The sequence below is a fragment of the Rhodococcus sp. P4_F5 genome, assembly GCF_056401315.1.
Window position 1 is genome coordinate 260,712 of the sequence record NZ_JBFUJP010000001.1, and the last position, 17,485, is coordinate 278,196.

At 70.4% G+C, this 17,485-nt stretch carries 18 protein-coding genes; 6 read left to right on the forward strand and 12 right to left on the reverse strand.

Annotated elements, in window-relative coordinates; translation table 11 throughout:
• Positions 1 to 41: 41 nt before the first annotated feature.
• Complete coding sequence (locus AC1DU4_RS01345) at positions 42 to 395, reverse strand: VOC family protein (protein ID WP_477837235.1); 354 nt, start codon at positions 393 to 395, stop codon at positions 42 to 44.
• Positions 396 to 526: 131 nt separating this feature from the next.
• Between AC1DU4_RS01345 and AC1DU4_RS01350 the strand changes: the two genes are divergently transcribed.
• A complete protein-coding gene (locus tag AC1DU4_RS01350; protein WP_477837237.1) occupies positions 527 to 1,462 on the forward strand; it encodes a Dyp-type peroxidase in 936 nt (311 codons plus the stop codon).
• Between the two features lie 40 nt (positions 1,463 to 1,502).
• Here the strand turns inward: AC1DU4_RS01350 and AC1DU4_RS01355 are convergent, their stop codons facing one another.
• The 4 genes from AC1DU4_RS01355 to purS all read right to left on the reverse strand — a co-directional run bounded on the left by AC1DU4_RS01355 (position 1,503) and on the right by purS (position 4,110).
• Positions 1,503 to 1,982 carry a carboxymuconolactone decarboxylase family protein gene (locus AC1DU4_RS01355; protein ID WP_072843052.1) on the reverse strand — a complete coding sequence of 160 codons (480 nt, stop codon included), beginning with the start codon at positions 1,980 to 1,982 and terminating at the stop codon, positions 1,503 to 1,505.
• Positions 1,979 to 3,073: an NAD(P)H-dependent amine dehydrogenase family protein gene (locus AC1DU4_RS01360; protein ID WP_477837239.1), complete on the reverse strand. Its 1,095-nt coding sequence runs from the start codon at positions 3,071 to 3,073 to the stop codon at positions 1,979 to 1,981. Before AC1DU4_RS01360 ends, AC1DU4_RS01355 begins: the two co-directional genes overlap by 4 nt.
• A gap of 126 nt (positions 3,074 to 3,199) precedes the next feature.
• Positions 3,200 to 3,877, reverse strand: coding sequence for a phosphoribosylformylglycinamidine synthase subunit PurQ (gene purQ / locus AC1DU4_RS01365; protein WP_477837241.1), 678 nt, complete (start codon positions 3,875 to 3,877; stop codon positions 3,200 to 3,202).
• Entirely contained in the window at positions 3,874 to 4,110 is a 237-nt protein-coding gene (gene purS, locus AC1DU4_RS01370) for a phosphoribosylformylglycinamidine synthase subunit PurS (RefSeq protein WP_072843055.1), read from the reverse strand. Before purS ends, purQ begins: the two co-directional genes overlap by 4 nt.
• Positions 4,111 to 4,277: 167 nt before the next feature.
• Between purS and AC1DU4_RS01375 the strand changes: the two genes are divergently transcribed.
• Complete coding sequence (locus tag AC1DU4_RS01375) at positions 4,278 to 4,925, forward strand: MBL fold metallo-hydrolase (RefSeq protein WP_477837244.1); 648 nt, start codon at positions 4,278 to 4,280, stop codon at positions 4,923 to 4,925.
• A gap of 2 nt (positions 4,926 to 4,927) precedes the next feature.
• On the opposite strand, the gene AC1DU4_RS01380 is transcribed toward AC1DU4_RS01375, so the two are convergent.
• The 3 genes from AC1DU4_RS01380 to AC1DU4_RS01390 form a co-directional block, all read right to left on the reverse strand.
• Positions 4,928 to 5,629 carry a DUF2334 domain-containing protein gene (locus AC1DU4_RS01380; protein WP_477837246.1) on the reverse strand — a complete coding sequence of 234 codons (702 nt, stop codon included), beginning with the start codon at positions 5,627 to 5,629 and terminating at the stop codon, positions 4,928 to 4,930.
• Positions 5,630 to 5,752: 123 nt separating this feature from the next.
• Positions 5,753 to 6,247: a glutathione peroxidase gene (locus AC1DU4_RS01385; protein ID WP_072843058.1), complete on the reverse strand. Its 495-nt coding sequence runs from the start codon at positions 6,245 to 6,247 to the stop codon at positions 5,753 to 5,755.
• 49 nt (positions 6,248 to 6,296) lie between these two features.
• Positions 6,297 to 7,700 (reverse strand): cation:dicarboxylate symporter family transporter, encoded by a 1,404-nt coding sequence (locus tag AC1DU4_RS01390; protein WP_477837247.1) that lies wholly within the window; start codon positions 7,698 to 7,700, stop codon positions 6,297 to 6,299.
• A gap of 147 nt (positions 7,701 to 7,847) precedes the next feature.
• On the opposite strand from AC1DU4_RS01390, the gene AC1DU4_RS01395 reads away from it, so the two are divergent.
• Together AC1DU4_RS01395 and AC1DU4_RS01400 are read left to right on the forward strand one after the other, a co-directional pair.
• The gene (locus AC1DU4_RS01395; RefSeq protein ID WP_477837436.1) at positions 7,848 to 9,401 is read left to right on the forward strand and encodes a sensor histidine kinase; all 1,554 of its coding nucleotides are present in this window, start codon (positions 7,848 to 7,850) and stop codon (positions 9,399 to 9,401) included.
• Positions 9,398 to 10,087 (forward strand): response regulator, encoded by a 690-nt coding sequence (locus AC1DU4_RS01400; protein ID WP_477837249.1) that lies wholly within the window; start codon positions 9,398 to 9,400, stop codon positions 10,085 to 10,087. The genes AC1DU4_RS01395 and AC1DU4_RS01400 overlap by 4 nt, the downstream gene beginning before the upstream one ends.
• 10 nt (positions 10,088 to 10,097) lie before the next feature.
• Here the strand turns inward: AC1DU4_RS01400 and AC1DU4_RS01405 are convergent, their stop codons facing one another.
• Complete coding sequence (locus AC1DU4_RS01405; protein WP_477837251.1) at positions 10,098 to 11,165, reverse strand: NAD(P)H-dependent amine dehydrogenase family protein; 1,068 nt, start codon at positions 11,163 to 11,165, stop codon at positions 10,098 to 10,100.
• Between the two features lie 47 nt (positions 11,166 to 11,212).
• Entirely contained in the window at positions 11,213 to 11,995 is a 783-nt protein-coding gene (locus AC1DU4_RS01410) for an SDR family oxidoreductase (RefSeq protein WP_072843063.1), read from the reverse strand.
• A gap of 87 nt (positions 11,996 to 12,082) precedes the next feature.
• On the opposite strand from AC1DU4_RS01410, the gene AC1DU4_RS01415 reads away from it, so the two are divergent.
• Positions 12,083 to 12,754 carry a TetR/AcrR family transcriptional regulator gene (locus AC1DU4_RS01415; protein ID WP_477837254.1) on the forward strand — a complete coding sequence of 224 codons (672 nt, stop codon included), beginning with the start codon at positions 12,083 to 12,085 and terminating at the stop codon, positions 12,752 to 12,754.
• 28 nt (positions 12,755 to 12,782) lie between these two features.
• Here AC1DU4_RS01415 and AC1DU4_RS01420 read toward each other — a convergent pair whose 3' ends face one another.
• Positions 12,783 to 14,951: a S9 family peptidase gene (locus AC1DU4_RS01420; protein ID WP_477837255.1), complete on the reverse strand. Its 2,169-nt coding sequence runs from the start codon at positions 14,949 to 14,951 to the stop codon at positions 12,783 to 12,785.
• Positions 14,952 to 14,987: 36 nt separating this feature from the next.
• Positions 14,988 to 15,869, reverse strand: coding sequence for a phosphoribosylaminoimidazolesuccinocarboxamide synthase (locus AC1DU4_RS01425; protein ID WP_477837257.1), 882 nt, complete (start codon positions 15,867 to 15,869; stop codon positions 14,988 to 14,990).
• A gap of 165 nt (positions 15,870 to 16,034) precedes the next feature.
• Between AC1DU4_RS01425 and AC1DU4_RS01430 the strand changes: the two genes are divergently transcribed.
• A complete protein-coding gene (locus AC1DU4_RS01430) occupies positions 16,035 to 17,456 on the forward strand; it encodes an MDR family MFS transporter (protein ID WP_477837259.1) in 1,422 nt (473 codons plus the stop codon).
• The last annotated feature ends 29 nt before the right edge of the window (positions 17,457 to 17,485 follow it).

The following is a 17,485-nucleotide window of genomic DNA, read 5'->3' on the forward strand; positions in this document are numbered from 1 at the left end:
GGACCGCCGACACCGCCCCGGGCCCGGCGATCGGTGTTCGCTCAGTGCTCGCCGCCGGAGACGCAGAAGCGGTTGCCGTCCGGATCGGTCAGCGTCACCCAGCGGAAGCCGTCCATGTCGTGCCGCTCGTACTCGGTGGCGCCGTTCGCCGTCAGCCGCGCGACCTCCGCGTCCAGGTCCGGCGCGGACAGGTCCAGGTGCATCCGGTTCTTGCCCGGCGTCGGGTCCTCCACCTTCTGGAAGGCCAGCTTGTACGGCGCGCCCGGCACCCCGACCAGGAAGAACCAGCCCTCGTTCTCCTGCTCGATCCGGCCGCCGACCTGCTCCGCCCACCAGGTGGCGAGCGGTCCGGGGTCGGCGCTGTCGACTGTGATCATGCCCAGGGTCAGTGTCATGTCGGCACGCTACCGCCGGGCACCGACATCCCGCGGCCGAGGCGGCGTCGGTGGCCCCAACTAGGGTGAACCGGACATCGGTGACAACCGCCGATGTCGATGTACCGCCCCATGATTGGAGTTTCGAGAAGATGCCCGAGTCCCAGACGGTGGCGACGCCGCTGACCCCCGCGGCACTGTTCCTGGTCGCTACGATCGACGTGGGCGGCGAGGCCACCGCCCGCGGGCTGCTCGCCGACACCGCGGGACTGCGCCGCGCGACCGGGCTGCGGATGCCCGGCTCGGGCCTGGAACTGGTCACCGGCGTCGGTTCGTCGGCGTGGGACCGGCTGTTCGGTGGACCTCGGCCCGCCGAACTGCACGAGTTCACCGAGCTGCGAGGCGAGACCCACCGCGCGCCGTCCACCCCGGGCGACCTGCTCTTCCACATTCGCGCGATGAGCATGGACGCGTGCTTCGAACTGGCCCACCAGATCACCAAGCGGCTGGCGGGCGCGGCCACCGTCGTCGAGGAGGTGCACGGTTTCCAGTACTTCGAGAACCGGGACCTGATCGGGTTCGTCGACGGCACCGAGAACCCGGTGGGCGCCCAGGCCGTCGCCGCCGTCACGGTCGGCGACGAGGACCGCGGCTTCGCGGGCGGGTCCTACTTGCACGTGCAGCGGTACGTGCACGACATGACGTCATGGGAGGCGCTGGAAGTCCCCGAGCAGGAGCGGGTCATCGGGCGCAGCAAGCCCGACGACGTCGAGATGACAGCCGACGTCAAGCCGGCCAACTCGCACGTCGCGCTGAACGCGATCAAGGACGAGGAAGGCCGGTCGCTAGAGATCCTGCGCGCCAACATGCCGTACGGCCGGGCCGGCGGCGAGATGGGCACCTACTTCATCGGGTACTGCCGCACGCCCGCGATCACCGAGCGCATGCTCGAGAACATGTTCCTCGGCAGCCCGCGCGGCAACCACGACCGGCTGCTGGACTTCTCGACCGCCGTCACCGGTTCGCTGTTCTTCGCGCCGAGCGCGGACTTCCTCGACGCGCTGCCCGACGCCCCGGCCGCCGTCTGACGCACGGCGGGGCGGCGCTCAGTTCCCGGGGAGTATGCGCTCAGTTCCCGGGGAGTACGCAGACGGTGTCGAGGCCGAGGACATGGTTGAGCCTGCCGAAGGCCAGCCAGGCGCCGATGCTCATGCTCAGTTCCACGATCTCGGTCTGGCTGTAGTGCGCGCCCATCCGCTCCCAGAACTCGTCGTCGAGGCCGTGGTGGTCGAGGGCGTATCGGTCGGCGTACTCGGCGGCCAGCCGGGTGCGGTCGTCGAAGACGTCGGTGGTGCGCCACTGCTCGACGGCCTCGTCGAAGCCGGCCTCGACCTTCTGGCCGTCACGTTCGGTCCGCCAGTCCTGGCAGAAGATGCACCCGTTGATCTGTGCGATCCGCAGCCGCGCCGCCTCGAAGGCACGCAGGTCGATGGTCGAGTGCTCGTAGACCGACAGGGAGAACTTCGAGGCCGCGATCCCGATGCCGGGGACCATCTCGCCCCACACGTAGCCGATCGGATCCTTGCCCTCGGGAATGTCGATGTTCATGCGCGTCCTTTCGAGTTCACTGTCTTGACGAGTTTGCCGACGGCAGGGCGCAACGGGACGTCGAGCGCGTCGTAGAGTCCGGGTTCGGCGTCCACCAGCCAGTCGATGGCGCTCACCAGTCGACCGACCGCCGTGGCGTTTCCGCCGGCGGACCGGCTGCCGTCCTCGTCGGTGCACTCGACGGACACCTCGATGCGCGGGCGGCCCTCGATGATCACCCGGTGGGCGCCGTCGCCGTCCGGCGGCATCGGCCAGTCGGTGGCACAGGTCGGGTGGATGCGGGTGACGTGCTCGACGACGATCCTGGGCTCGCCGTCGACGATGCCCTGCACCTCGAACCGCACCGCGCCCTGCGTGCCGGCCTCGAAGTCGCCCATCGTGGTGGTGCTGACGGTCTCGTCGAGCGCGCGCCGGTCCAGGGTCTCGCGGATCTCGTCCAGTTCGACGCCCAGCGCCCGGGCCATCATCCGAACCTGTCCGCCCCACACCATGGTCGGGATCGTCGGCGCGATCATCGGCGGCAGGTAGTCCATCGGCTGGCCCATGCCGACCAGGTAGCGCACCGAGTCCGGCTGGTCGTAGGTGGAGTAGTCGAAGATCTCCTGGCAGCGGATCACGTCGACGGTGCTGCCGAGCCCGCTGAGCAGCAGCGGCAGCACGTCGTTGCCCCAGCCGGGGTCGACGCCGGACGCGAACAGCGAGCCGCCGCCCTCCGCGATCGCGGCGAGCACCGGATCCCGCAGTTCGGGCGGGGCGTTCGTCGGGTCGTAGAGCGGGTACAGCGCGGGACTGACGACGACGGCGCCGGCGCGGATCGCGCGGCAGATGTCGGCCAGCGCGTCGTCGGGCCGGATGTCGCCGGACGCCGCGTACACCACGGCCGCGGGGCCGGCGGCCAGCACCGCGTCGATGTCGTCGGTCGCGGCGACCCCCAGGTTGCAGCCGAGCCCGGACAGGTCGCCGGCGTCGCGGCCGACCTTGTCGGGGTTGTTCACGAGCACGTTCGTGAGCTCGAGCAGCGGGTGCGCCTCGACGGCGCGGATGGCCGCGCGTCCGACATTTCCGGTACCCCAGACAACCGTTGAGATCATGGGCGGGAGGCTACCGAGTTGGAACACGTTCTCGTGGCCGTTCCGGCCACGAAGACCGCACGAAGCGAAAAGAAAAAGGACGGACCGGGGTGACCGGTCCGTCCTTTTTGTCTTGCGCTGCTGGAATCAGGCGGTGAGCACCGCGTCCAGGGCCGAGTAGAACAGGCCGAGGCCGTCGTCGCTGGGACCGGTGAGGGCCTCGGTGGCGTGCTCGGGGTGCGGCATCAGTCCGACGACGCGACCGTTCTCGGAGGCGATGCCGGCGATGCCACGCTTGGAGCCGTTCGGGTTGTCGCCCGCGTAGCGGAAGACCACGCGGCCCTCGCCCTCGAGCTCGTCGAGGACCCGCTCGGACGCCTGGTAGCGGCCCTCGCCGGACTTGAGCGGCACCAGGATCTCGGCGCCGGACTCGTACCGTGAGGACCAGGCGGTCGAGGTGGACTCCACCTTGAGCCACTGGTCGCGGCAGATGAAGTGCAGTCCCTCGTTGCGGGTGAGCGCGCCGGGGAGCAGTCCCGCCTCGCACAGCACCTGGAAGCCGTTGCAGATGCCCAGGACGGGCATGCCGCCCTGCGCGGCCTTGACGACCTCGCCCATCACCGGGGCGAACCGGGCGATGGCGCCGCAGCGCAGGTAGTCGCCGTAGGAGAAGCCGCCGGGCACGACCACCGCGTCGACACCCTTGAGGTCGGCGTCGCCGTGCCAGAGGTTGACGGCCTCGCCACCGGCGAGGTTGACCGCGCGCACCGCGTCGACGTCGTCGAGGGTGCCGGGGAAGGTGATGACTCCGATGCGGGTGCTCACTGGACTCGGGTGACCTTCCAGTCCTCGATCACCGTGTTCGCCAGCAGCGACTCGGCGATCTCCGAGAGCTCGGCGTCGGTGACGCTGTCGTCGACCTCGAGCTCGAAACGCTTGCCCTGTCGCACGTCGGCGACGCCGGCGTGCCCGAGGCGGCCGAGAGCGCCGACAATGGCCTGGCCTTGCGGATCGAGAATCTCGGTCTTGGGCATGACATCGACAACGACACGGGCCACGTGCTGCTCCTCGCTAGGTGCTCCGGTACCGCCCGGCACAGACCACCGGGCAACAGGCAGTTTACCGGTCCGCCCCGCTGCTCTCTGCACCGACTGAGCTGTCCGTTCGTTCGGTCGCGACAATCGGTGTGATGCGCGCACATTCGCCGCCGCGCATACTCGTCTGCATGCGACTGACCCACTTCGGACACTCCTGCGTGCTCGTCGAGTTGGGCGGCGCGACCGTCCTGTTCGACCCCGGCAACTTCTCGCACGGCTTCGAGGGCATCACCGGCCTGGACGCCATCCTGATCACCCACCAGCACCCCGACCACGTCGACGTGAACCGACTGCCGGCCCTGCTCGAGGCGAACCCCGGTGCGGCGCTGTACTCGGATCCGCAGACCGCGGCGCAGCTCGGCGGGTCCTGGACCGGCGTGCACGCGGGCGACACCTTCAACGTCCGCGACGTGCTGGTGACCGGGGCAGGCGGGCGGCACGCGGTGATCCACCCCGACCTCCCGGTGATCGACAACACCGCGTTCCTGCTGGGCAGCGCGGACCGGCCGGCCCAGCTGATGCACCCCGGCGACTCGCTGTTCGTGCCCGAGCAGCCGGTGGACGTGCTCGCCGTCCCGGCGGTCGCGCCGTGGATGAAGATCTCCGAGACCGTCGACTACCTGCGGGCCGTCGCGCCGCGGGTGGCCGTGCCGATCCACCAGGGCATCATCAACGCCCCGGGGACCCGCATCTACTACGGCCGGCTCACCGAGATGGCACCCGACGGCACCGAGTTCCGGGTGCTCCCGGCGGAGGACGCCACCGAGGTCGCCTGAACTCAGGCCACCCGGATACCCGGCCCGGCCTCCCAGCGGTAGGCGGCCGGGCGGGCCTCGTGGTGCAGCGCGAGGTCGACGGCGTCGAGGACGGCCTGCCGTGGGCCGGGCGAGGCCAGTTGCCTCGCGGAGATCGCCAGCCGCACCAGGGCACCGCGTCGGGCGGTCCGGCCGGCCCCGAGCACCAGGGCCCGGCACCACCACGGCTCCGCCCGGAACCCCTCGCCGATGCCGAACACCCGACCGCGCTCCACGGTGCCGCGGCCGAGGTCGTGCACGGCTGTCAGGCCGGCCAGCAGGCGGAAACCGGTGGGCACCAACGCGGACACCGCGCCGGGCGAGGCGATCCACCGCGGCGGCGCGAACGCCCGGGTCCGCAGGCCGGTCTGTTCCATCACCCGGTCCGCGGCCGTCAGCCGCAGCGTCGCCTCGTGCTCACGCAGCGCGGCGAACTCGGCGCGGCGCTTCTTGGTGGCGGCCTGGTCGTAGCCGTGCAGCACGATGGCGTCGCCGTGCTCCTGCCGCTCCCGCAGCCACTGCTGGGTCGGCTCGTCCTTGGCCAGCCGGTACTTGTCCTTGAGCCGCGGCGCGACGAGCAGCGACAGCGGCACCCCGCGACTGTCCATCTCCGACGCGAACCCGGCCACCAGTTCGGTGGTCTCGTCGCGGATTCCGGATACCGACACGATCAGTTGCCCGGTCATGCCCTCAGCATGGCCCCCGAAGGTGAACGGACGCTGAAACCCGCCGAAACGATTGAACGGGAGTTCCGGGTCGGATCCGACCTCGAACCCGACCCGGAACTCCCGTTCGGCCTGTGGCAGCGACTAGCGCGGCAGGACGGCCTCGATGGCCGCGACGACCTCCGGCGCGTCCGGCTCGGTACGCGGACGGAACCGGTTCACCACGGTGCCGTCGGGCGCGATCAGGAACTTCTCGAAGTTCCACTGGATGTCGCCTGCCGCGCCGTCCGCGTCGGCCGCCGTGGTCAGCTCCGCGTACAGCGGGTGCCGGCCCTCGCCGTTGACCTCGATCTTCTCCAGCAGCGGGAAGGTCACGCCGTAGGTGGCCGAGCAGAACTCGGCGATCTCGTCGGCGGTGCCCGGCTCCTGGCCCATGAACTGGTTGCACGGCACGCCGACGACGGTGAGGCCGCGGTCCGCGTACTCGGTGGCCAGCTTCTCCAGCGCCGTGTACTGCGGGGTCAGGCCGCACTTGGAGGCGACATTCACCACGAGTACCGCGCGGCCGTCGTAGTCGCCGAGCGAGGTGGGAACGCCGCCGAGCGTGTTGATACCGATGTTCTGTACGGGAGTTGTCATGGGCACCAACGTAGCCACGGCGATCCCCCGGCGCAGCACCGAGCCGGAGTCAGCTGTGGACGAGCGGTCGCGCGGGCTCGGCGACCCGTGCCGGCTCCTGATCCCGGTCCTGATCCTCGGCCCGGTCCTCGTCGAGCATGGTGGCCTCGTCGAAGGGCAGCTCGCCGGCCAGCACCGTGTTGACCCGGTCCCGGTCGACGGTCTTGGTCCAGGCGCCGATCAGCAGCGTCGCGACGGCATTGCCGGAGAAGTTCGTGACCGCGCGGGCCTCGGACATGAACCGGTCGATGCCGACGATCACGCCGACGCCGTCGAGCAGTTCGGGGCGGTGGCTCTGCAGGCCGCCCGCCAGGGTGGCCAGCCCGGCTCCGGTGACGCCGGCCGCGCCCTTGGAGGCGATGATCATGAACACCAGCAGCGAGAGCTGCTCGGTCAGCGAGAGCGGCTGCCCCATCGCGTCGGCGATGAAGATCGACGCCATGGTCAGGTAGATCGCGGTGCCGTCGAGGTTGAACGAGTATCCGGTCGGGACGACGACGCCGACGGTGCTGCGCTCGACGCCGACGTGCTCCATCTTCGCGATCAGGCGCGGCAGCGCCGACTCGGACGACGATGTCGCGAAGATCAGCAGGTACTCGCGGGCCAGGTACTTCACCAGCTTGAAGATCGAGAATCCGGTCGCCAGGCGCAGCAGGCTGCCGAGCACGCCGAAGACGAAGATCAGGCAGGTCAGGTAGAAGCCGACCATCAGGGTGCCCAGCTGCACGACCGCGCCGAGGCCGGTCTGCCCGACCACGTTGGCCATCGCGCCGAAGGCGCCGATCGGCGCGAGCCACAGGATCATCGACAGGATCTTGAAGACCAGCTTCTGGAGGTGTCCGACGCCCTTGAGGATCGGCTCGCCCTGCTTGCCCAGGGCCTGCACGCCGAAGCCGACCAGCAGCGCCACGAACAGCGTCTGCAGGACGCTGCCGGCGGTCAGCGCCGACAGCAGCGACGTCGGGATGATCGAGGCGATGAAGTCCATCGTCCCGCCCGCGCCGTGTGCCTTGTCGGCCAGTGCCGCACCCTGACCGGCGGTCGCCGCGGAGATGTCGAGGCCGCTGCCCGGTTCCAGCAGGTTGCCGACGACCAGACCGATGCCGAGAGCCACGGTCGACATGCCGATGAAGTAGGCCAACGCGAGCCCGCCGACCCGGCCGACCTTGGCCGCGGCCTTCACCGACCCGATGCCCAGCACGATGGTGCAGAAGATGACGGGGCTGATCATCATCTTGATCAAGGAGACGAACAGCGTCCCGAGCACGCCGAGAGACTTGCCGACGTCCGGCGCCAGCCAGCCGACGAGAATGCCGCCGATCACGGCGATCACGACACCGACGTACAGCCAGTGGGTGCGGTCACGCTTGCTGACCGTCGCCTGTGGGGCCTGGTCCTGGATGGTCGCACTCATCGGTGCTCCTCTGATCGAATGGCAACGAAGTGACGGCACTCACGTCGAGTCAGGGAGAATTCTGCGGGCGCGCCCGAAACCGATGAAGATTGTGTTCATTACGTTCACGAGAGGAGTGCGGTGGCCCGCCGATCGCCCCGACGGCCGATGAGCCTCGCGCGCCAACTCCTGCTGCTGCAGGTCGCGGTGCTGGCTCTGGTCATCGCCGCGGGCACGGCGCTGGGCATCGTCGACCAGCTCCGCGACAGCGACGACGCCAACCGGCGCGAGGTGACCGCGGTCACCGAGACCCTGGCGTTGTCGGGCTCGACCGCCGCCGCACTGCGCTCCCCCGACCCGACGGCGCTGCTGCAGCCGGAGACCGAACGCATCCGGCAGGCCACCGGCGTCGACTTCATCGTGGTGATGGCGCCCGACCGCACCCGGTACACCCACACCAACCCGGCGCTGATCGGGCAGCCGTTCGGCGGGAACATCGACCGCGCCCTCGCCGGCGAGACGTTCACCGAGACCTACGCCGGCTCGCTGGGCCCGTCCGTCCGCGCCGTGACGCCGGTCTACGACGACGGCACCCTGGTCGGGCTGGTCGCGGTCGGCATCACCCGTGCCCGGGTGGGCGCGGAGGTCGCGGCCAGCCTGCCCCTGCTCTTCACGCTCGCCGGTGCGGGCCTGGTGGCGTCGACGCTCGGCGCCCTGCTGCTCAGCCGCCGGCTGCGCCGCCAGACGCTGGGACTGGCCCCGGACGAACTGCGCCGGCTCTACGAGCACCACGACGCCGTGCTGCACTCCATCGGCGAGGGGCTGGTGGTGTTCGGCCGCGGCGAGGAGGTGGCGGACCTGGTCAACGACGAGGCCCGGCGACTGCTCGAGCTGCCCGACGGTCCGGTGCGGCTGGCGTCGCTGCCGGCGTCGCTGCGCCGCCTCGACCTCTCCGACGCCACCGATGCGGGCGACGAGGTGCACCTGACCACGAACCGGGTGCTCGTGGTCAACCGGCATCCGGTCAACTGGGAGGGCCGCCGGATCGGCACGGTGCTGACCATCCGGGACCACACCGAACTCCAGGACGTGCTCGGTGAGCTCGACTCGGTGCGCGGGTTCGCCGAGACCCTGCGATCGCAGGCCCACGAGTCGGCGAACCGGCTGCACACGATCGTCACCATGGTCGAGCTCGGCCGCTACGACGAGGCCGTCGCCTTCGCCACCGACGAGCTGCGGCTCTCCCAGCAGCTCATCGACCGGCTGATGGCCACGGTCGAGGAGCCGGCCCTGGCGGCGCTGCTGCTGGGCAAGGTCGGGGAGGCTGCCGAGCGGGGCGTGACGCTGACCGTCACCGAGGACACCGCGCTCGGCCCGGTGCCGACGCTGCGGGCCCGGGAGCTGGTGACGCTGGTCGGCAACCTCGTCGACAACGCCGTCGACGCCGCCCGCGACACCGACGACCCGTGGGTGGAAGTCTCGGTCCGGCAGGAGGACTCGATGCTGGTGGTCCGGGTCGCCGACAGCGGGCCCGGCCTGTCCCCGGACTCGTTGGCGAACGCGACCACCCGCGGGTACTCGACCAAGTCGGGTTCCCGGGGGCTGGGGCTGGCGTTGGTCTCCCAGGTGGTCGGCCGGCACCGCGGCGTCCTGCGTGCCGAGCCGTCGCTGGGTTCGATGCTCGTCGTCGAGATCCCGCTGCCACCCGGGGGCGGGTCGTGATCCGGGTCCTGATCGTCGAGGACGAGCCGCTGATCGCGCAGGCGCACCGCTCGTATGTCGAACGGGTGCCGGGGTTCTCGGTGCACGGCGTGGTGCACACCGGCAATGCCGCCGTGCGCGCCGTGGTCGCGGCGGGCGACACCGACGACCCGGTGGACCTCGTCCTGCTCGACTTCGGTCTGCCCGACGCCGGCGGCCTCGACGTCGCCGCCGCGCTGTCCGGCGTGCGCCCGCAACCGGACGTCATCGCGGTCACCTCCGCGCGCGACCTCGAGGTGGTGCGCACCGCGGTCGCCCGGGGCATCGCCGTGTACCTGCTCAAGCCGTTCACCTTCGCCGCATTCCGCGACAAGCTCGAGCGGTACCTCGAATTCCGCAACGCCCTGCCCGCAGGCCGGTCCGCCGCCGGACAGCACGAGATCGACCGGGCCATGGCCGCGTTGCGCGGCTCCAGCGAACGCCCCGTGACGCCGAAAGGTGTTGCGCGGCAGACCCTCGACCACGTCGCGTCCTGCGTCCGCGACGCCGACCGGGCGTTGACCGCCGCCGAGGTCGCGGCGGCCGTCGGGGTGTCCCGGGTGACCGCGTGGCGCTACCTGGAGCGGATGGCCGAGGACGGGCTGGTCGACCGGCGCACCGAGTACGGGCGCGCCGGCCGGCCCCAGGTGCGGTACGCCTGGCGCTGAGCGTCGCCGTCTACGACCGGATGGTGCCCCGGCCCGGGATCACCGGCAGGTCGAGCGCGGACAGCAGTCCGGGCTTGGCGTCGCCGAGGTACGGGATCGCGTTGATCGCGCGCATCCCGGTGGCCAGGCACCCGCCGGTGATCGGGTTGTCGTCGAGTTCACCGCGGAAGACGGTCTCCTGGGTGATGTTCGGGCTGCCCTTGATGATCACCCGGTACACGTCGTTGTCCACCGAGGTGGCCCGCGGCCAGTGCGTGGCCGCGTCGTTGGTGATCCGGTTGACGTGCTCGATGACGATCTTCGCCTCGTCGCCCACCCAGCCGCGGATCTCGAATCGCACCGCGGCGCACTGGCCGGGTTCGATGACGCCGAACTTGTACTCGATCGGCTCGGTGGCCGCCCACTTCTCGTAGACGGTGTCGATCCGGTCCAGCTTCACCCCCACCGCATCGGCGATCATCGGAATGGTGTGACCCCACGCGAAGATCAGCACCTCCGGGATCTCGAGCACCGCCGCCTGCTCGATCGGCGCGCCGATTCCCATGGTCGGGCCGTAGTCACCCTCGTAGGTGGCGTAGTCCAGCAGTTCCTGCACCCGCACGCTGTCCACCCGCCCGCACACGCCCATCAGGGTCATCGGGAACAGGTCGTTGGCGAACCCGGGGTCGATCCCGGTGGTGAAGCAGGACTTTCCGCTCTCCTCGCAGGCCTGCTCGAGCGCGACCTTCATCTCCGGCGGGCACGGCTCGGGGTAGACCAGCGGCGTCATCGAGGTGGACACCACGTGCTTGCCGGACCGCAGCGCGGCGGTCATGTTGTCGATGTTCTGCACCGCGTACTCGGCGGTCGGGCCGTAGTACGCGACCGCGTCGGCGTCCAGCCGAAGGACCGCCTCCCAGTCCGTGGTGGCGGCGAGCCCGGCCGGCTCGGCGCCGATCAGGGTGCCGACGTCGACGCCGTCCTTCTCCGGGTCGTGCACGATGACGCCCACGAGCTCGAACTCCGGGTGGTCGAGGAGCTCACGGATGACGAGCTTGCCGACGACGCCCGTGCCCCAGACGATGACCTTGTGCTTCATGCCTTACTGCCTTTCAAGAATTGTTGTGCGTCAACAGGTTCCGAACTTCAGCGGAAGTACTCGCCCGCGTTCACGAATAGCGTCTGGCCGGTGAGCATCCGGGCCCGGTCGGAGGCGAAGAAGACCACCGAGTTGGCCACGTCGTCGTCGGCGGGAATCTCGCCGAGCGGCATGTTCTTGGTGATCTCGCCGATCACGGTCTCCTCGGGGACGTCGCGCTGCTTGGCGGACAGCGCGACGTACAGCTCGATCGGCGGGCCCCACATCCACGTCGGGACGACGGTGTTCACCCGGATCTTGTGCGGGCCGAGCTCCTTTGCCAGTGACCACATCGCCGCGTGCAGTGCTCCCTTCGACGTGGCGTATGCGGACTGCGGCAGCTGCGGGTGGAACATCGCCTGCGAGCCGATCAGCACCACAGACCCGCCCCGCTTCTTCAGCTCCGGCAGCGCGGCCTGCGTCAGGGTGAGCGTGCCGATCACGTTGGCGTCGAGCATCGCCTTCCAGGCGTCGAGGTCGGCTCCCTCGAGCCCACCGAAGACGTCCTCCTTCGCGGCGACGTTCACCAGGGCGTCCACCGACCCGAAGCGGTCGGCAGCCGTGCCGATCAGCCCCGCGCAGGCCTGTTTGTCGAGGATGTCGGTGACCGCGTAAGCGACCCGCTCCCCGGTGGGGTCGATCTCATCGGCCACCGACTTCAGGTTTGCCTCGGTCCGCGCGCCGAGCACGACGTTCGCGCCGTCCCGGTACGCGGCCAGCGCGATCTCCCGCCCGAGTCCGTTGCCGACCCCCGAGACAACGACCGTCTTGCCATCCAACAGCTCCGCCATGTCCAGCTTCCTCCGGTGTGATGCAGKTCATTACGTAACGTCGAGTTACGAATTTTTGCAACGTAACACCGCGATACGCTATTGACAATGACTTCCGGCGAAGAGACGACAGGGACGGCCGCCGAGCGCAGGCGCGGGCGCCCGCGGAGCGCGGCGATCGACGACGCCGCACTGGCCGCTGCGCGCGACTTGCTGGCCGAGGTCGGCTGGGACCAGACCACCATGGTGGCGATCGCCGATCGCGCCGGAGTCGGCAAGCCCGCCCTCTACCGGCGCTGGCCGTCCAAGACGCACCTGGTGTTCGAGGCGGTCTTCGGATGGGTCGACGAGGCCACCCCAGTCGCCGACGCGACGGACGCCGCGGACTGGATCCGACGCTCCTGCGCGTACTCCCTCGAACTCTTCGGCCGCCCCGAGGTGAAGGCCGCGCTCCCCGGGCTGCTCGCGGCGTTCCGGGACCGCGCGGACCTGCTGGCCACGCTGTGGACCGACTTCGGCGGCCCGGGCGTCGGGATGCTGGCCGACGTCCTCCGCGCGGACGAGAAGCGAGGCGAGGGCGAGGGCGACGGTGCGGCACTGGACGCGCAGGCCACCATGCTGTTCATCGTCGGCGGCGCCATGGTGCTGCGCCTGATGATGGCCGACGAGGACGCCGCCGGCGTCGTCGCCCGGATGCCGGACATCCTGCTCGGCGGCGTGGAACGGGCACAGCCCTCGGGCGGCGTGAAACGGGCACGGCCCTCACCCGACGAGGGGTGAGGGCCGTGGCGGAGGCCGAAGCCGAGGGCTACGCGGCGCCGCAGGTGTCGAGCACCCAGGCGTACTCGAACGCGACCTCTTTCCACTTCTCGTAGCGGCCGCTGACGCCGCCGTGACCGGCGCTCATCTCCGTCTTCAGCAGCAGCGGCGCGTCGCCGGTCTTGGTGGCCCGCAGCGCCGCAACCCACTTGGCGGGCTCGACGTAGAGCACCCGGGTGTCGTTGATGCTGGTGATCGCGAGGATCGCCGGGTAGTCCTGCGCGGCGACGTTCTCGTACGGCGTGTACGAGCGCATGTACTCGTACACTTCCTTGTCCGCCAACGGGTTTCCCCACTCGTCCCATTCGATCACCGTCAGCGGCAGGGACGGGTCCAGGATCGAGGTGAGCGGGTCCACGAACGGCACGTTCGCGAGGATCCCGGCGAACAGTTCCGGCGCCAGGTTCGCCACCGCGCCCATCAACAGCCCGCCCGCGCTGCCGCCGTCCGCCACCAGCTGCGCGGGAGTGGTGCGGCCGGTGTCGATCAGGTGCCGCGCGCAGTCGACGAAGTCGGTGAAGGTGTTCTTCTTCGTCAGCATCTTGCCGTTCTCGTACCAGTGCCGGCCCATCTCGCCACCGCCGCGCACGTGCGCGACCACGAACACCACGCCGCGGTCGAGCAGCGAGAGCCGCGCCACCGAGAAGCCGGGGTCCATGCTGGCCTCGTAGGAGCCGTAGCCGTAGAGCAGCAGCGGCGCGGGCCCGGCGGCGTCCCGATCCCCCGTCGCTGCGCTCGCCCCGTCCGCCTCGCCGCGCTTGCGCTGCACGATCGAGATCGGGATCTGCGTGCCGTCGGCCGCCTCCGCCCAGTCCCGGTGCTGTTCGTAGTCGGCGGGGTCGTACCCGCCCAGGACCGGCTGCGACTTGCGCAGCATCAGCTCACCGGTGGCCACGTCGTAGTCGTAGACGCGGCTGGGGGTGAGGAAAGAGGTGTAGCCGAGCCGCAGCAGGGGTCCGGTCCACTCCGGGTTGGAGCCCGCGCCCACGGAGTAGAGCTCCTCGTCGAACTCCAGCTCGTGCCGATCGCCGTAGCCGTCGGCCGCGAGCGGCCACACCGCCAGCCGGGTCAGGGCCTCGCGCCGGTAGCTGAGTACCAGGTGCCCGGCGAACGCCTCGACCTCCTCGAGCCGGACGTCCTCGTCGTGCGGGAGCAACGTCCGCTGGTCCGTGGGATCGGTCACCGGCGCGTCGACCAGGGTGAAGTTCTCCGCCTTCACCCCGTCCACGACGCCGTTGTGCAGGATCAGGAAGCGGTCCTCGCCGGCCACGACGGCATGCTCGACGCTGTACTCGACGCCGTCCTCGCGGGGCAGCACCACCCGGAACTCGCCCTCGGGCGTCGCCGACTCCAGGCACAGGATCTCGGAGGTGATCTTGGAGCCGACCCAGATCATCAGGTACTTCTCGCTGCGGGTGGAGCCGCAGCCCACCCAGAACCGCTCGTCCGGCTCGTGGAAGACCTTGACGTCGTCGGCAGGCGCGGTGCCGAGCCGGTGCCGCCACACGGTGTCGGGGCGCCACGCGTCGTCGACGGTGAGGTAGAAGACGTGCTGGTCGTCCACCGACCAGGTCACTCCCGGCGCGGTCCCCGGGATCTCGTCGGCCAGCAGCTCGCCGGTGCGCAGGTCCTTGAACCGCAGCGTGTACCGCTCGTCGCCCGCGGTGTCGACGGAGTAGGCGAGCAGGTTGCCGTCGAGGGTGACGGAGAAGGCGCCCAGGGAGAAGAACGCGTGACCCTCGGCCAGCACGTTGCCGTCGAGCAGGACCTGCTCGCCCGGGATGTCGGTGTCCGCGGACAGCACCGGCGGGGTCCAGTCGTCCGGCCCGGTGATCGGGCACCGGCACTGCACGCCGTACTGCTTGCCCTCGAAGCTGCGCGAGTAGTACCACCACTGCCCCATCCGGGACGGCACCGACAGGTCGGTCTCCTGGGTGCGGGACTTGATCTCCTGGAAGATCGCCTCCCGCAGCGGCGCCAGGTGCTCGGTGTGCGCGTCGGTGTAGGCGTTCTCCGCCTCCAGGTACGCGAGGACCTCCGGGGACTCCTTGTCCCGCAGCCACTCGTAGTTGTCGACGAAGGTCTCGCCGTGGTGGGTGCGTTCGAGGGGAACCTTCTTGGCCACCGGAGCGGTGACCGGGGAGACGGACGAAGTCATGGCGCCCACCCTATGCGGTGGGCGCCGCGACGTGAGTCAGACCCAGTCGGCGAAGGACAGCCCGGAGATCCGCTCGTAGGCCTCGATGTAGCGCGCCCGGGTGGCCTCGACGATCTCGTCCGGCAGCGGGGGCGGCGGGGCGTCGCCCGCCCGGTCCCATCCGGACTCGGCACTGGTCAGCCAGTTGCGGACGAACTGCTTGTCGAAGCTCGGCTGCACCCGGCCCGGCTCGTAGCCCTCGGCGGGCCAGTAACGCGACGAGTCCGGTGTGAGCACCTCGTCGGCGAGCACCAGGTTTCCGTCGTTGTCGAGACCGAACTCGAACTTGGTGTCGGCCAAGATGATTCCGCGGTCGGCGGCGAAGCTGGCGGCCCGGAAGTAGATCTCGAGGGTGTCCTCCCGCAGCTTGACGGCGAGGTCCTGCCCGAGCTGCTCGACGACGGTGGCGAAGTCCACGTTCTCGTCGTGCTCACCCATCACGGCCTTGGTGGCCGGGGTGAAGATCGGCTCGGGCAACTGGCTCGCCTCGACCAGGCCCTCGGGCAGCTGCACGCCGCACACGGCGCCGGTGCGCTGGTAGTCGGCCAGTCCGGAGCCGGTGAGGTAGCCACGGGCCACGCACTCGACGGGCACCATGTTCAGCTTCCGCACGACCAGCGCACGGCCGAGCACCTCCGCCGGGATCCGCTCGTCGTCCGGGGGTCCGGCCAGGTGGTTGTAGCCGCCGAGCTCGTTGAAGAAGAACACGCTCATCGCGGTGAGCACGCGCCCCTTGTCCGGGATCGGCGTGTCCAGCACGTGGTCGTAGGCCGAGATCCGGTCACTGGCGACGAGCAGCAGGTGCTCGTCGTCGATCGTGTACAGGTCACGGACCTTGCCGCCGGCCAGGTGGGCGTAGTCGGAAAGTGAAGGGCGCACGTCGAGTAACCCTATCGGGTGTGGCACCCACCCGACAGTGCCGCCGCACCGCGACCCGGCAGCAGGTTGCCGAGAGTGACCCGCGCCACGCCGACGCGGAGGCCGGACAGGCACCGATACGTAGCGTGATACACAATCGAGTCCTTCCGACGACAGGGGCGCGCAATGACAACCGAGGTGGTGGACAGGCGCAGCATCGGACTGCGCTCGGATCGCGGGCCGGTCCTGATCTCGCTGATGCTCACCACGGCCCTGGTCGCGCTGGACTCCACCATCATCGCGACCGCGGTACTCACCATCGTCGACGACCTCGGCGGCTTCACCTCGTTCCCGTGGCTGTTCTCGATCTACCTGCTCGCGCAGGCCGTCTCGACGCCGATCTACGGCAAGCTCGCCGACCTGTTCGGCCGCAAGCCGATCATGCTGTGGGGCATCGGAGTCTTCTGCGTCGGCTCGGTGCTGTGCGCGAGCGCATGGTCGATGCCGGCGCTGATCGCGTTCCGCGCCGTCCAGGGCCTCGGCGCGGGAGCGGTGCAGCCGATGGGCCTGACCATTGCCGGCGACATCTACACGCTCGCCGAACGGGCGAAGGCGCAGGCGTACCTGGCCAGCGTCTGGGGAATGTCCGCGGTGGTCGGCCCGACCCTCGGCGGTCTGTTCTCGGAGTACCTCTCCTGGCGCTGGATCTTCTGGGTCAACGTGCCGCTGTGCGCACTGGCCGCGGTGATGCTGATCCGCAACTTCGTCGAACCGCCGCGGGCCCGGAACCGGCCCCGCATCGACTACCTGGGCGCCACCCTGCTCAGCGTCGGCGCCGCGCTGCTGATCCTGGGCCTGCTCGAGGGCGGGCAGGCCTGGGCGTGGGGCTCCCCGGTCGGATTCGGGGTGTTCGCCGTCGCCGCCGTCGCGCTGGGACTGTTCGTCCTGGTCGAGTCCCGCGCCAAGGATCCGGTCCTGCCGCTGTGGGTGCTGACCCGCCGGGTGCTGGTGGCGAGCAGCCTGGTCGCGGTGAGCATCGGCGCCATCGTGATGGGACTGGCCTCCTACGTGCCGACGTTCGCGCAGGGTGTGCTCGGCACCGGCGCCCTCGTCGGGGGGTTCGCACTGGCCGCCCTCACCGTCGGCTGGCCGGTCTCCGCGGCGCTGGCCGGCCGGCTGTACCTGCGGCTGGGCTTCCGCTCCACCGCGCTCGTGGGCGGCGCCCTGACCCTGATCGGCACGGCGGCAACCACGCAGCTCGGGACCGGGTCGCAGGTGTGGCACGTGGCGGCCGCATGCTTCGTGACCGGCGCCGGGCTGGGGCTGGCCACGACCCCAACCCTGATCGCCTCGCAGACGAGCGTGGACTGGGAGCAGCGGGGCGTGGTGACGGCCACCAACATGTTCGCGCGCTCGCTGGGCAGCGCCGTGGGGGTCGCGATCTTCGGCGCCCTCGCCAACGGCCGCCTCGGCGGGGCCCAGGATCCGTCGGCCGCGGAGCTGTCCTCGGCCCTGGACCCCGTGTTCCTGGCGGTGACGGTGGCCGCGGCGGCGGTGCTGGTCGCGGCGGCGTTCATGCCGGGCCGCACCACAACCGACGGTCGCTGAGCCGGACACTCGCCGAGCCTGGCCGGGCC